This window comes from Brasilonema octagenarum UFV-OR1, from assembly GCF_963888615.1.
In the GTDB taxonomy this organism is placed as follows: Bacteria; Cyanobacteriota; Cyanobacteriia; order Cyanobacteriales; family Nostocaceae; genus Brasilonema; species Brasilonema sennae.
Genome location: NZ_CAWPKW010000226.1, coordinates 26,253 through 39,820, shown reverse-complemented (window position 1 = coordinate 39,820; position 13,568 = coordinate 26,253). Strand labels below are relative to the sequence as shown.

At 43.1% G+C, this 13,568-nt stretch carries 10 protein-coding genes and 1 pseudogene; 1 reads left to right on the top strand and 10 read right to left on the bottom strand.

Annotated features, from left to right (window positions below; all coding sequences use genetic code 11):
- The 7 genes from AC5590_RS18340 to AC5590_RS18310 all read right to left on the bottom strand — a co-directional run bounded on the left by AC5590_RS18340 (nucleotide 1) and on the right by AC5590_RS18310 (nucleotide 9,003).
- A complete protein-coding gene (locus AC5590_RS18340) occupies nucleotides 1-3,429 on the bottom strand; it encodes a DUF7379 domain-containing protein (RefSeq protein ID WP_169264948.1) in 3,429 nt (1,142 codons plus the stop codon).
- Nucleotides 3,430-3,527: 98 nt separating this feature from the next.
- Entirely contained in the window at nucleotides 3,528-6,488 is a 2,961-nt protein-coding gene (locus AC5590_RS18335; RefSeq protein ID WP_169264947.1) for a CHAT domain-containing tetratricopeptide repeat protein, read from the bottom strand.
- A 532-nt stretch (nucleotides 6,489-7,020) separates the two neighbouring features.
- Nucleotides 7,021-7,392 carry a hypothetical protein gene (locus tag AC5590_RS18330; protein ID WP_169264946.1) on the bottom strand — a complete coding sequence of 124 codons (372 nt, stop codon included), beginning with the start codon at nucleotides 7,390-7,392 and terminating at the stop codon, nucleotides 7,021-7,023.
- Between the two features lie 56 nt (nucleotides 7,393-7,448).
- Nucleotides 7,449-7,784: a hypothetical protein gene (locus AC5590_RS18325; RefSeq protein WP_169264945.1), complete on the bottom strand. Its 336-nt coding sequence runs from the start codon at nucleotides 7,782-7,784 to the stop codon at nucleotides 7,449-7,451.
- 318 nt (nucleotides 7,785-8,102) lie between these two features.
- Nucleotides 8,103-8,414 carry a hypothetical protein gene (locus tag AC5590_RS18320; RefSeq protein ID WP_169264944.1) on the bottom strand — a complete coding sequence of 104 codons (312 nt, stop codon included), beginning with the start codon at nucleotides 8,412-8,414 and terminating at the stop codon, nucleotides 8,103-8,105.
- Between the two features lie 3 nt (nucleotides 8,415-8,417).
- Nucleotides 8,418-8,669 (bottom strand): hypothetical protein, encoded by a 252-nt coding sequence (locus AC5590_RS18315; RefSeq protein ID WP_169264943.1) that lies wholly within the window; start codon nucleotides 8,667-8,669, stop codon nucleotides 8,418-8,420.
- A 7-nt stretch (nucleotides 8,670-8,676) separates the two neighbouring features.
- A complete protein-coding gene (locus AC5590_RS18310; RefSeq protein ID WP_248277219.1) occupies nucleotides 8,677-9,003 on the bottom strand; it encodes a hypothetical protein in 327 nt (108 codons plus the stop codon).
- A gap of 930 nt (nucleotides 9,004-9,933) precedes the next feature.
- Here AC5590_RS18310 and cysK point away from each other — a divergent pair.
- A complete protein-coding gene (cysK, locus tag AC5590_RS18305; protein WP_169264941.1) occupies nucleotides 9,934-10,887 on the top strand; it encodes a cysteine synthase A in 954 nt (317 codons plus the stop codon).
- 413 nt (nucleotides 10,888-11,300) lie between these two features.
- Here cysK and AC5590_RS18300 read toward each other — a convergent pair whose 3' ends face one another.
- The 3 genes and pseudogenes from AC5590_RS18300 to AC5590_RS18290 form a co-directional block, all read right to left on the bottom strand.
- Nucleotides 11,301-11,855: an alpha/beta hydrolase family protein gene (locus AC5590_RS18300; RefSeq protein WP_169264940.1), complete on the bottom strand. Its 555-nt coding sequence runs from the start codon at nucleotides 11,853-11,855 to the stop codon at nucleotides 11,301-11,303.
- A 401-nt stretch (nucleotides 11,856-12,256) separates the two neighbouring features.
- Complete coding sequence (locus AC5590_RS18295) at nucleotides 12,257-12,481, bottom strand: hypothetical protein (protein ID WP_169264939.1); 225 nt, start codon at nucleotides 12,479-12,481, stop codon at nucleotides 12,257-12,259.
- Nucleotides 12,478-13,334: pseudogene (locus tag AC5590_RS18290) on the bottom strand (IS701 family transposase); the annotation flags it as partial. The pseudogene AC5590_RS18290 and the gene AC5590_RS18295, both read right to left, overlap by 4 nt.
- Nucleotides 13,335-13,568: the final 234 nt, after the last annotated feature.

Sequence of the window (13,568 nt, the reverse complement as noted above, 5' to 3'; positions counted from 1 at the left end):
TTAAACCGATAAGTTTGTTACCCAACGCTTGACTGCTTCCCGTCCTTGGGCAATTTGGAAATACTCGAAGTGATTGCAGTCTAATACTTGAATTGTCAGCTTAGGGTAGGCTTTGCCCCTGACACCGCGCATACTAGATAACCCGACAGCGATATCGTTTTGCTCCCCAAATAAGTTGTCAAGAGTTCGATCTAGCACCTTCTGGGCGAGTCGGTTGAGACGCTTGCTTTCTGCCTCGCTCAACTGATTCTCTCCTGCGAGCACCAAGTATGGAACATTTGACGGCTCTTTGAGGGCGTTGAGCTTATTCAGGATAGCAGAGTTAACTGTCAGGTCGATAGAGCCAACACCTTCCTGGTAAAGCTGCTCTGGCAACCAATTGAATGCCCCCAACGGTGGAATAACCGAAGCCCGATTGGCAAAAACTGTGAGCAGGTAGACTATTCCCCGACCAAGGGTGGCAAGTGTCGAGCCATTGTTGGGAGGACCTGCCATTACCAACTTATCAACAAATTCGTGACCGCCTGAAAGCTCGATCATGCAGCGAGAAACCAAACAGCCCATACTGTGGGCGTAGACGTGAACGGTAATCTGGTCATCAGGACTGAAGCCACATTGCTGCTGTAAGGCTAGAGCTAGCTTAGCACCATTCTCTTCGACGCTCGTACCAAACGTCTCGTAGTCCCAAGTTAGTAGATGCTTGTAAGGCAAAACCTCATCCTGTAGGAAAGGAGCAAAGGTTTCGACCATCTGTCTAGTGTCTGCGGTGAATCCGTGGACAAAAAGAGCTACCGTATCACCTGATTGGAACTGATTTCGCTGAATATCGTGGTACTGAACCTTGCCATCAACCAGTTCTGCACGCCGCAGACCTATCTGTGGGGTGTAACGACCCATCTTTTTATAAACAAAGAGCTGGATGGTGTGCCCGATGCCGCGCTTAGTGGGAGTAACAGAAGGTGGTAGTTTTTCTACGTTCACAGTATTTGCACTGACTGCATAGCCGACTGGCAGGTAGTCTTCACCATCAAAAGCTATGGCCAAAAGGTCTGCCGCTTCCTCGTTGGCAACGGTTGGCAATTTCAAGGGTAGCGGGTTGTTTAGCGTAATACTCTGGCGCGATGTCTCGTCCACATCAAAGGAGATGACAAACGCTGAAGAGCCAAAACTGCTATCAATACTACGTGTTCCCGAACGTCCAATAGGTTGAAAAAGGTCTGGGAATTGATCAAGACCTGGTGGTAACTTTAAACTGGGGTTCCCTTCGAGACTTCGAGTCGCTTGGCTCAATGTAGTTACAGTAACTTTACCCTGAAAACCTTCAGGCTTCATTAGCGTGAGTTCATTGTTTAAGCTAATAGTTTCGGCTGGGGTATTCAGCGTTGTGGTTTGGAAGCCACGCACGACATTAACAAAAAGAGAAGTTGTTGCCCAGTCTTCTAGATTTTCTGTTTCATCAGAGCCAGCGAAGCGCTTGCCAGAAAGAACACAATCTAAGAGTCGTTCTAAAGGTGAAGAAGAAGCAGCTCTGGTTTTTTGCGGAGGTTGAACGTTTAGCCCTTTCTGCTCCAACCACTTGAAATCAGTGGGGTTAGTTGTAACAATAACTTTTAAATAATCCCGGCAGGAATCCCATCCGACAGGCAAGCGGAACTTTAGCCGCTCGTTCTTATTGTCGAGACCTATGGTAAGCTTGCCACCCTTCGGGTTAATAGCATCTTTTTGACCCGACTGCGGATACTGAAGTTTGATACTGTAGTCAGGATTGAGAAGCAAAAGGTGAGCATAAATGGGTTTCGACGATTCGTTAATTACCTCTAGAACGTACCGATTGGAGTCTTTGTCTTCCGGATCTAAGGTAAGGGTGATTTCCCCACCTGTGCCAACAGTGCCCGCCGGAAGTTCTTGCATATGAGAATCATCAGCACCCGTTACATCATAACGAAGTAGGTGGAGTTTTACCTTGCCTACTAGCTCCGATTCCGACTCTTTATTATCAAGGCTCTGGAGAGTGCGGTAGCGAACAATACTCTCTAGGGAATGAAGTACGGCTATCTCATCACCGCCCCCATCTTTGATGTCTTCTGGAACAACTAGCTGTTCACCCGTGGTGTTGTAGATGTTCAACTTCCCATCAGCAGCCTTAACTCGGAAATCAGCTACTTCACTATTTTCTTGCACCTTCAAGTAAGGTGAACCGCTACCGGAATTTGTATCAAGGATTGCTCGCAAATCTGCGATCGCCTTCTGGTTTTCTTCACCAGAATCTGCTTCTAGAGCTACTGTTTGGCGCAGCCCAGCATAAACTTGTTTGGTGATTAGACCACGGGCGAAAATGGGAATAGAAACAATAGGCGCACCCTCCTTGATGCTTGCTTTGGCTGTAGTCGCTGACACTGAGGTCACTTCAACTGTTGTCAGAACTGCTGGTAAATCCTTCTTAGTTTGCACTTGGGGTGGATAAAGAGTTAGTTCAGTTCCTTCATGCAACCCATGTATCAAACCAGCTTCTAGAGTAACTTCATTCTCGTCTACCTTCTGCACGGTAATGAAGGGATCTCGCTCGATCCGCACTCCTCCAAATATCATTCGGTAGCGATCGCCCTCACACTGGGGCATCTGTGAAGGATATTTTGTATTTACCTTAACTGCTACCTGCTCGTAAAGTTCAGCATAGGTCGTCTTTGGGGTGATGTTGCGAAGGGCTTGTAAAGTAAAGTAGGTCAGCGCACCATGCCATACATTATTTTTATCATTATCACTGCTGAGATACTCGTTCGATAGTTCGTTGTCCCGACAACCTGCTAGGAGGACGTGGGTGATACCTTCGGTTTGCCAGCCACTCGCACCCGTTCCTCGACGGGGTGCGCCTTCTAGGATGCCAGTATCCAAGTCAGGTGGTGGGATGCGATTGTCGGGTTCAACATTGCGGGTTTGAGCCAGATTTGGATCGCGAGTCCCCGAACCGGAATGGCAACAGTCGAGAATTACAGTAATATTATTACCCTTGCGCTCTGCAAGTTTATCCAGCAAACCAGCAAGAGTCTTGTCAGGAATATCAAAAACCTCTGGACTTCTACTGTCATGGGGAACGAGAGTTTCGTTTTGTCCGTCAGGCTCTTTCGGATTTGGCATCTGAGAACCATGACCACTGTAATGAAAGAAAATTTGGCTTCCTGGTTGAATGTCTGAATTGTCGATGAAAAATTCCTGAAAGTTTTGAAGGATATTAGCGCGAGTCGCCTCTTGGTTGGTCAAGACACGGATCTGATTTTCGGGAACACCCAGTTGATTTCTGAGGTAAATCCGCATTGCCTCAACATCATTGACGCAGCCATTAAGGTTATTAATATGCAAGTATTCATCAATGCCAATTAGTAGCGCCCATAAGGAAGAATCATTGGTTAGATTCGGTTGTTGTGCAGTCATAATTTCTCTCCTGAAATTTGCAAGTATTTTCCGCTGATTTAAGTTCTTGAGTTTGACCGATTTATTTCTCAAAGGAAATGAATGAACGCATCTGCAATTTATACAGCTTCTTGAAAGATAGATTGCTTTGCTTCGCCAATTAATGTAAAAGCAGCCCACTGCAACGGAGAGGCATATTTTTGCTTAGTAGCCAGCATCGCGTTTCTTAATGCAGTCGCTTTGTCAAGCTTTTGTTGTAAATTTTGATAAAATTGGGTCATCAGGAACGCCGTGGAATCATCTGAAATCGCCCACAATGAGACAATCACACTCGGAACGCCTTTAGAAATAAAGGAGCGAGATAAGCCGATCACGCCATCCCCGGTTAATCGTCCCTGTCCAGTGTTACAGGCACTCAGAACAACTAACTCAGCTTTTGGCATGTTTAAATTCATGATTTCTGTAGCCGTAAGCCAACCATCATCTGTTCCTAACGGCGCTAAAGCGATCGCTCCTGGTATCTTTGATTCGTCAACGTCATTGAATAACCCGTGAGTTGCTAGATGAATAATCCCTGCTGTTGGCATCCGCTCGATAATAGCAACCTTAGTGGCTTTATCGCCTATAAATGCTTTGGTATTCAACAAGGGAGCGATTTGTTTGGCTTCTTGTTCTGCACCCGGAAGAGGACTCAACTGATGAGATTTAAAAAGCGGCATTGTAGGATTGCCTACCACCAATACATCCTGAAGCTCCATCTTTTGGACTTGTTGCTGGTGTTGGCGAGTTAGTTCTAGAACTTGGATGGAAGGAGCGGTAAGGATGGTGTGCTGCTCAATGAGATATTTACCAGAAGCATCTTGGAGGGCTGGGAAAGGAACAAGAAATAGACTGTTTTGGGGGATAAAAATGACCCGCTCATCTGGATCTTTTGGGAGAAGGTTAGCGATAGGTTCAATGAGAATTTTATAAAGTTGCTGTAATTGTTTGTTGTTTCCTTGAACATCCTTATCACTATCGTTTCCATCCGAGTCAACAAAGCGCGTTCCCCTAACACCAATGGATTCACGGGCGATCTCAACCAGCTTTTCTAGAGATGTATTAAATTCCTGTAATAGGGGTTGGAGGTCAACTTGGCGAAAAGCAATTTTATCTTCATCGGATGGTTTGACTACCCAAATCAATAAAGTACTTGACCACAAAATTGAGTATTCAACCAGTGTGGCATTGTGCTGATGGGCGATTTGTATAATCTGCTTAACAGAGGGGAGAGTGTCTATCTTTTGCTCAGCTGATTGTCCACTTAAACCCTTGTTCAATAATTCTACAAGCGCCCTAGCTCGACCCCGTTCGGCAATTTCCAAAGCAGCTAAGGGTTTCTTCTGGTCAATGAGGGCAGCTTGCAGTAGCTGGTAAGTTCTGGCTTGCTGCTCAAAGATTGATACTTTAAAGTCATCACGGTCTTCCAATTTCCCCCGTACAGACTCCCAGAGCTCAATTCCCTCGCTCAGCTTGCGTTCTGCTTCCTCAATTTGACCTAAGTAGAGGAGAGCAACTGCTATATCAGTTAGAGTACTCGCTTCCCCAGAATAGTTTTTGAGTTCCCTCATGATTTCCAAACTCTGGTTGAACTCATTGAGAGCTTCAGTATATCTGCCCTGTGCAAGATAAATGCTTCCCCGAAAGCCAATAGAATTCCCTGTACCAATCTGATCCTGAAGTTGCTGCTTGAGTGTCAAGCTTTGTTCGTTGAAATCCGACGCCTGATCTAATTTCCCTTGGTTATAGTAAATTCCTGCTAGGGGTTGTAGAGCATTAGCCTTTTTCTGCAGAGCCATGTTCCGAAGCGGCTCATTATTTTTGTTACTAGCAATGTCCAATATCTCCTCAGCAATATACAAACTCTCTTGGTAATATTTTTCCGCCTCGGCTAATTCCCTCTTCCTTGTGTAATAGCTTCCCAGACCTTGCAAACTGTTTACCTTGAGTTCGCCTCCAACCTCAATATCTAACTTACTAGTGATGTCCAAACTTTGCTGGTAGTGTTTTTTTGCATCTGCTAATTGGTTTAAGGCTTGGTAATCAGTAGCTAGACAAAACAGAGCGCTAGCCTGTAAAAGGTCATTCTTCAAGTCCTGAGCGATCGCCAAAAGCTCGTTGTTTGACTTTATTGCCTCACCATAATTGCTTGTGTAATAATAAGAATCCTGTAAATGATACAGAGCATCCACCTCTTTTTCGAGGTCGCCTGTTTCTTGGAAGATGTCTTTAGCTTGCTTGTAACACTTAATTGCCTCAGGGAAATTCCTCCACTGTCCCGGAGCCCAATAATGAGCTTTTCCTATACAGGTTAGAGCAACTGCTTCTCCGTGACGATCGCCTATCTGCTGAGCAATTCTTAAACTTTTTGTACAGGTCTCTATAGCTTTGCCTAAGTCCCAGCTATAGGGAGGATTATAAGAGTGTCCTAAAGTATTGAGAATATCTACTTGTAGTTTCTTACTTGCTTCGCTATTTATCTGTTCGGCAATCGCCAAACCCCGCTCGTAATTATTTCTTGCACTGTCTAAATCTCTCAAGCCTTGATAATCAATTCCTAAATGGAACAGAGTTTCAGCCTGTAAAAAGGAATTTTTAAAGCTTTGGGCGATTACCAAAAGCCGCTTGCTTAACTCTATCGCTTTGGCATAGTCATTTGTGTAACGGTAAAAGAAACGTATATAGTACAGAAGTATGATTTCTATTTGCTGATAGCTTTTTTGTTGGCAGATGGTCAAAAGCTGATCGTAGTACTTTATCGCCTTGGAAAACTCCTGATTTTCAAAGTTAGCATTTCTCAGAGTAACTAACAGATTAACGACAATCTTTATTAAGCGCTCAAAGGTCTGTATGTCGTTTCTTGTTGCCAAATTGGTTGCATAATCTAGCATGATTTGTACCAACCTAGCATCTATCAAATTTTGGTTGGCGCTGATTATTTTTGGTTCTTCACCAGTAAAACAATTTAGCACCGCTTCAATCAGATTGAGATAGGGTTGGCGGCTTTGTTCATTCATGTTAAGTATTAACGAGTTATTCATGATCCTTTGAATATGATTAGAACTTAGACATTGACAAAATATGGCTTGTATGAAAAAAGCCACATTAGATATAAATCACCTGAATTGACTAGGGATTTGAACTTAGAGGACATAAGTCCCTCCTTCTATTTCTTATATAGGTGTAAGTGAAATCAGGTTATACACTTAATTAGAAGGAGGACTTCTATTTCTTATATAGGTGTAAGTGAAATCAACTTATGCACTTAATTAGGATGAAACGTGGATTGTAAATAGCTAAAACATTTTACATACCAGTCCTTTTCAGCCCCAGATACAGACAATGCTTCCCTGACGAGCACGCACAATCATAATCCGGTCTTTTTGTACAGTGCGTAATTTATAGAGGCTTATTTATAATAGAAGTATTAATAAGTACAAAATGTACGCAGAGACAAATCTGCGTACATCTGGAGGACACTTACCTCAACGAGAGAGAACCCCTGAGGTGAGTGTCCATTGTTTATCAGTGGTTTCACATTTATCTAACCTGATAAGTGATCACTGTTGAGTGTTATAACCAGTCCCGATAAGCCGATATTTCATTCACGCTAATTTCAAACGGCGTTCCCTTACCAAATGGAGGATAAACGCGGATTCTAGCGCTACTGGCAAACCGTTCTAGCCTATTTCCAATGGGTGCAATATTGCTGACTATATGCCAGTAACTGACGATGTCAGGACAATCAATGACTAGCATGAGGTAGCCACCATCTGTCGTAATATACCACTGACAGTTAGACAATAATGCTCGTGTAATCTGATCACAAGCTTCAAAAAAGCATCTGCCAGTGGAATGTTCGAGTTGCGATCGCAATATTTTGTCAAGGTGCGTCGCTTCTGTTGAAGGTAAATCCTCTGGAGGAAGGAAGGATTTATTTTTCATAGGAACCCCTTCAGGTTGCAAGGTGGGTTTGGAGGAAGTTGGGTTTACGATTACTGCTATGTTGTCAGCCAATGCAAATCCAACCACAAACGTGGATGTATTCGCTTGACATTCGACATAGGATCGCGCAATAGTCGCGTTGCGTTGAGGAAAACTACCTGAACGAGTCCCATATTTTCTGCTAGTTCTCGCAAAATTTCTTTGTGAGTTTGCACATGGGGCATCATTTTTTCAGAGCAATAAATTCCTATGTATCGCAAGCGTTTAGGAGGTCGTCCCCAGTAAGAGGAGATAACTTTCACATAACAGCCGTCTAGTGATTCTCCGACTTTTGGGTAATAGTGAGTGACGACCCTCATGAATTCTTGTGCTAGGATGTCTTCACTAATCATGAAATACTATCATTATGTAAGGATTGTCACATTATTTAATATAACATAATTTGACTATATTTATGCGAATAAATATCCGAAAATATTATAAAATTAAGGGTTGATTTTTATAACAAAAGTTATGAATTATCCTTTAATATCATTAAAGAAAAACTAATAAAAAAAGCGTAGAGTATACATCATATACTCTACGCTTTTAATTATAAAACCAGATAAAATGAGTAGTTTTTTACCTCATAATAATCATGTATTGTTTCCATAGCTCTCTGTGTCTTAACACAACTTTAGATTGAAGAGCTTAGTTTGTAATCCTCATTGTTATCGAGCATTACGTTCCGAATACAATACCTCTTCTACCATAAATGGTAAATTATTCGTGTCAATCTCTCTGTGTGAACCATGAATTGGTGAAATAAAAGTGTAATTCGGGTCACACGCTCCAGTATCATAAACTTGGACATACCACCTATCAGGAAATCCTCCGATAGCAAGTTCTACAATGTACCAATTGTCACCAGTTAGGCGAGAGTTAACAATGACAAACCATTGTCTGTCTTCTTCTGAAATATTCCACTCGGCCATCAGGAATTCTAACGCTATGTGTCCCGCGTCCGTTGCAGTCAATAACATTATTTACTCCTTTTCTGAAGTATCAGGGTACAGTCCCAGTTCCTTAGATAACTCACGTGCAACATGGATAAGAAACTGAGCTCCATCTGGATTATTGTTGTGTGCAAATCCACTTGCAACTTGTAACATTGTCTGTATCAAACCAGCATCAAGCAATTCTGGCTTAGCTTCTAAAACTTCTGGTTCTTGACCATTCGGACAACGAAGTAGCTGGTCAATGAGGCTGAAATATAAGTTTTCTCTTTGTTCTGTCATAGTTGGTTTATTGTTCAATTCCTTGTTGCCAAAGTCTTTCTAACATTTCTACTTGTTGCTGAAAAACACCTGCACGATAAATGAGATATCTGTCATATAAAAAAACAAGTAGTCCAAGAATTATAGGAAATAATAAAAGGAACCATTGTAAGAATTTGACAGTTTTGTCTGTTTTTTTATGATTTAGAGATTGCTTGACAAAGTTTGTGACAGAAAATTCTACAGAAGAGCTATCTTGATAGGATTTTTTACCTTCTTGCAGAGCTAATCCAACTTGACTCGTACTATTATGATTCGCTTCACAGGTTGAATTATTTGTTTGTGCTAGCTCCATATGGCGCTCCCAAACCATACTAAATACTAATATCTCTGGAGAAAGCACCACTAAAGTGACTGTACAAACTGTGAGTAATTGAACGAGTCTAAATTTCATTCAGCTATCATGAGTAACTGTTAAGTACTAACTGTTTGAGGACTAAGCTACCGCGCATGTAAGAATGTACACTCTTTGAAGTTATAGACCAATTGCTAGCACCCAACTCCGAAAGCAGTTCCTAAGGCATGAGAAACTCTCATTCACCCTATACCTACAGCACGCGCGGAATGAGACATGGGCACGTTGCTTTGAACAACGCTGTCTGACTGCTTTTGTTGCGGATTCAATCAGCGAATGCGTGAATTGTTTAAGAAGCCCCCCCTCATTCCTAGACTCGCGTCTAGAAGTTTGGGGGGTAGAGGGGAATCTCTGCGTAAATCCTATATCTTTTATATCAGTTGTCTTTGCTCAAGAGAGTTTATCCACCCTGGATTAAGATTATTAAATTAATTAAGGTTGTACTCAAAGCCTGTCATTCTTATCTAATCAGTGTTCAAAAAAAATTTTGGGGTAGAGGTGCTAGACTTTTCATGTAGTGGTACTAGTATTTACAGAATGGGGTTCTAGCTTTCGTGTACTCAATATCAAAACTATATATAGAGCTTGCGATAGATAAGTTTTTTTCACTATTTTTAGTAAAATAAAACTTGTACTCAAAAATTGTATTGTTATGCTAAGAGAAAGTTGAGTATTATGAAAATAAATCAAAAATTTGCGATTTGTTGACTTTGTTCAAAGATAACAGAAGATTAAGAATTATCTTAAAATCATCTAAAATGAAGTAGAGTAACTTTTTTAATTTCAAGATAACTATTCATGCACTGATTGGCTACAGCTTAGTTTCTTGTGACCCACCACTAAAAGGTATCTATATTAGGAGTTTAGTATATGCGGATTGCTCGTGACATAACAGAACTGGTTGGAAGAACTCCTTTAGTTCAGCTAAACAAAATCCCTCAAGCTGAGGGGTGTATAGCCAGGATTGTTGTGAAGTTAGAAGGAATGAACCCAGCAGCTTCGGTAAAAGATCGCATTGCTGCAAGCATGATAAAGACGGCTGAGGACGAGGGACTCATTAAGCCAGGAAAAAGCATTCTGGTTGAGCCTACCTCTGGTAATACAGGAATTGGACTGGCGATGGTGGCGGCGGCGCGTGGCTACCGTTTGGTTTTGACAATGCCCGAAACAATGAGTTTGGAACGACGCGCCATGCTACGAGCATATGGTGCTTCTTTGGAATTGACACCCGGACTTGAAGGAATGCGAGGCGCTATTGCCAAAGCTGAACAAATCGTTGCTAGCACTCCCAATGCTTATATGTTGCAACAATTCCGCAACCCAGCTAACCCCAAAATACACAGAGAAACCACAGCAGAGGAGATTTGGGCAGATACCGATGGGGAAGTGGATATTGTGATTGCAGGTGTTGGTACTGGCGGAACAATAACTGGCGTTGCAGAAGTTCTCAAAGAGCGCAAACCCAGTTTTCAGGCGATCGCCGTAGAACCAGCTAACAGTCCCGTCCTTTCTGGAGGTAAACCAGGACCACATAAAATTCAAGGTATTGGTGCCGGATTTATCCCCGAAGTTCTCGACAAGAAGTTAGTCGATGAAGTGATAAGCGTTAGTGATGATCAGGCGATCGCCTATGGACGACGCTTAGCAACAGAAGAAGGTTTGTTATCTGGTATCTCCTCTGGTGCTGCTTTATATGCTGCAATCCAAGTCGCCAAACGCCCAGGAAACGCAGGTCGTTTAATTGTGATGATTCAGCCTTCCTTTGGCGAACGTTACCTCAGCACCCCAATGTTCCAAGATTTGGCGTTGCAGACTGTCCGATAAAGGGAGTTTCAAAAATACGGCAGATCCAATTAACAATTCAAAATTTTGAATTTTGCGGAAAGTGGGCGGTGTCGGTTTCCGTCCCGCCCAACTTTCCAAGACTAATTTTGCGGAAAGTTGCCAGGAGGAGCCAGTACTGCAGGAGGGTCTCCCTCCGTAGGTATCTGGTGAGACAGCGCTGCACACAGAAGTGCCTTGCGCGGGTTAAGCGCGTTGTGGCAACTAGCCCCGATAGGCGTAGCCGTGCCGTTAGGCATAGGGGGCGCTACGCAAACGGAGAGGGTCTCCCGACAGAGGCGACTGCGATCTATGCCTGCGGCACGCCATTCGGCTATCGCAGCGGAACCGGAGGTTCTCCCCGAAGGGCGTTGGTTTCCCGACAGAGCAAACTTTCCAAGACGAATTTTGAATTGTTAATGCTGATAGTTCTCAACAGCCTGGTTGACTAATTTCATAATATCAGGCGAAATTTCCGTCACTAAACGAATCGGAAACGATTTCGTAGAAATATGTTGGGCATACTCTGGTGTGAGAAAGATTTTATATTGGTTAGCTTCTGAAGTTGTTTGTGAAGCAAACGCCAAACTAATAGCTTTCATATATTTACGAATATCAGTAGCTTGCTTACCAACGACTTCAACATCACCAACACTAGAAGGCTGTTTTTTCTCCTCTCGTTGTGCGGTAGAAATAGGGTCTTTAATACTACTGTGGGTAGATCCTACAATACCAATAAGCCATTTCGGTGATGGTATTTTGTTAAAACCAATAACCTGTTCAGTTAAAGCTGGGGTGGTTTTATCTCCAGATGATGCTAGTATTAAAGTCGGAACTTGCACCTTTTCTAACCCAGTTTTAGCAAACATTAAAGAAGTTCTAGGGTTGAGAGCGATCGCCTGTTTAATGCGAGAGTCTCGCAGTTGATAGCGATTTTCCGGTAGACTTTGGGCAAAACACTGTAACCTCACATCTTGCACCTGGAAACATGGATGTCAGAACCGCAACTAAGTGCAAGAGGAATCAATCGCTCAATATGAAGTAAAAGAACAGACACAAGTATTTGCGGGAAGATAAATTCAAGTGCGATTTGTGAGCGATTCCCCCAGTCAGGTAAATCTGTAGTGTTGGTTGATAAATAAGCCCAGTGCGCCAAAATATAAGCAATGAGGGAAAGTAGCAACCAACGATACATACCAAGTAGAGTACCCTGACCCTTCGGGGAGAACCTCCGGTTCCGCTGCGATAGCCGAATGGCGTGCCGCAGGCATAGATCGCAGTCGCCTCTGTCGGGAGACCCTCTCCGTTTGCGTAGCGCCCCCTATGCCTAACGGCACGGCTACGCCTATCGGGGCTAGTTGCCACAACGCGCTTAACCCGCGCAAGGCACTTCTCTGTGCAGCGCTGACTCATCAAAGCGATGTAATCCAAACCGATGTTTTGCTGTTTTAAACCAACCCTCAATCTGCCCTTCGGGGAGAACCTCCGGTTCCGCTGCGCTAACGCCAGTCGCTTTATGCCGGGGAACCCCGAAATTGCCACAACGGGGGGAACCCCCGCAAGGCATTTCTCTCCGTCCACCGCGCTGGCGAACCACCTACGCTTTCCCCACCATTTAATATGGCTCGCGCTTTGAGGGGTCTAGTAGACAAAACGAAGCGTTTTTCGAGCTTGCCTTTATCCCGTTTAAGTTAGTACCAACAAACAGTAACGGTTAGCTTCAAACCAACTAAGCGTACTTGTTGTCCCTGTTTATGTAAAGTCTGCCGGGGGAAGCAACCCAAGCGGCGAGCTTTACGCAGATGCCTTAAAACCCTTCCATCAATTAACTTACGGTTAATGGCTACACCTGTAATTGCATGATATTTAAGCTTGCGTATACCGTGGAGGAATTCCACACTTCCAAAAGCTGTATCTGCTAAAATCATTACCTGAAAGTGTTCAGTTAAAGATTTGGGTAAACGCCTGACTAGCTTTAGCCCTAGCTGCGCGGGTGAGAGAGTACCCTTACCTCTCCAAACACGAAAACTCCAAGGTATGCGCCAGTTTGCAACAACTAAATAAACTACCACCAGATGTAGCCCGCGCTTACCGTTATAAACTGAGATTAAATCCTCAAAGTCTTTAAATTTACCACGTTTTTCCAGAGTCGTTAGGTCAATAATTACCTGTAAAAATGGTTTACGTCCTTTGCCACATTCAGAGAAAACCTTTAAAACCGTTTCCACTACGTGGTTACGAACTGTGCGAATCATGTCCCTTGTTGACCAAGGATTGATATTTAAAAACCGACTTAATGCACTCGGAGATTTAGTTTGACAGTGTTCGGGTTCATGTTGCCCTTGTGCTTCCAAAAATAATCCCAGCATTGCTTCTAGATTATCTTTTTGGTACGAAGTCGGCATCAACTCTTTGAGGGTGTAAACTAGCTTTTGGGCGTGGGCAAGCATTGTTCTTGCTTAAGAAAACGAAGTATATTTTAGGCCCTTTCTCTCATGTTTTGACCTACATTCGCAAACCTAACAATTTCCTAGTTGGCGTTAAGCTAGCTGCGCCTCCGGCAATCGCCCTCCGGGATGAAGCTTTCAGCTTCATCCCAGTATCTTGTTGTTTTTGAAGCTAACTATGTAGTAATGCGATTAATTTTTTTTCAATTAATCACTTTTATACACTTAATATTCACT

Excerpts from the sequence above, each read along its gene's own strand:
- AC5590_RS18325 (WP_169264945.1), bottom strand. The coding sequence starts at position 7,784 with ATGATTAGTGAAGACATCCTAGCACAAGAATTCATGAGGGTCGTCACT.
- AC5590_RS18315 (WP_169264943.1), bottom strand. The coding sequence starts at position 8,669 with ATGACAGAACAAAGAGAAAACTTATATTTCAGCCTCATTGACCAGCTA.
- AC5590_RS18320 (WP_169264944.1), bottom strand. The coding sequence starts at position 8,414 with ATGTTATTGACTGCAACGGACGCGGGACACATAGCGTTAGAATTCCTG.
- AC5590_RS18310 (WP_248277219.1), bottom strand. The coding sequence starts at position 9,003 with ATGGAGCTAGCACAAACAAATAATTCAACCTGTGAAGCGAATCATAAT.
- AC5590_RS18335 (WP_169264947.1), bottom strand. The coding sequence starts at position 6,488 with ATGAATAACTCGTTAATACTTAACATGAATGAACAAAGCCGCCAACCC.
- AC5590_RS18330 (WP_169264946.1), bottom strand. The coding sequence starts at position 7,392 with ATGAAAAATAAATCCTTCCTTCCTCCAGAGGATTTACCTTCAACAGAA.
- AC5590_RS18340 (WP_169264948.1), bottom strand. The coding sequence starts at position 3,429 with ATGACTGCACAACAACCGAATCTAACCAATGATTCTTCCTTATGGGCG.
- cysK (WP_169264941.1), top strand. The coding sequence starts at position 9,934 with ATGCGGATTGCTCGTGACATAACAGAACTGGTTGGAAGAACTCCTTTA.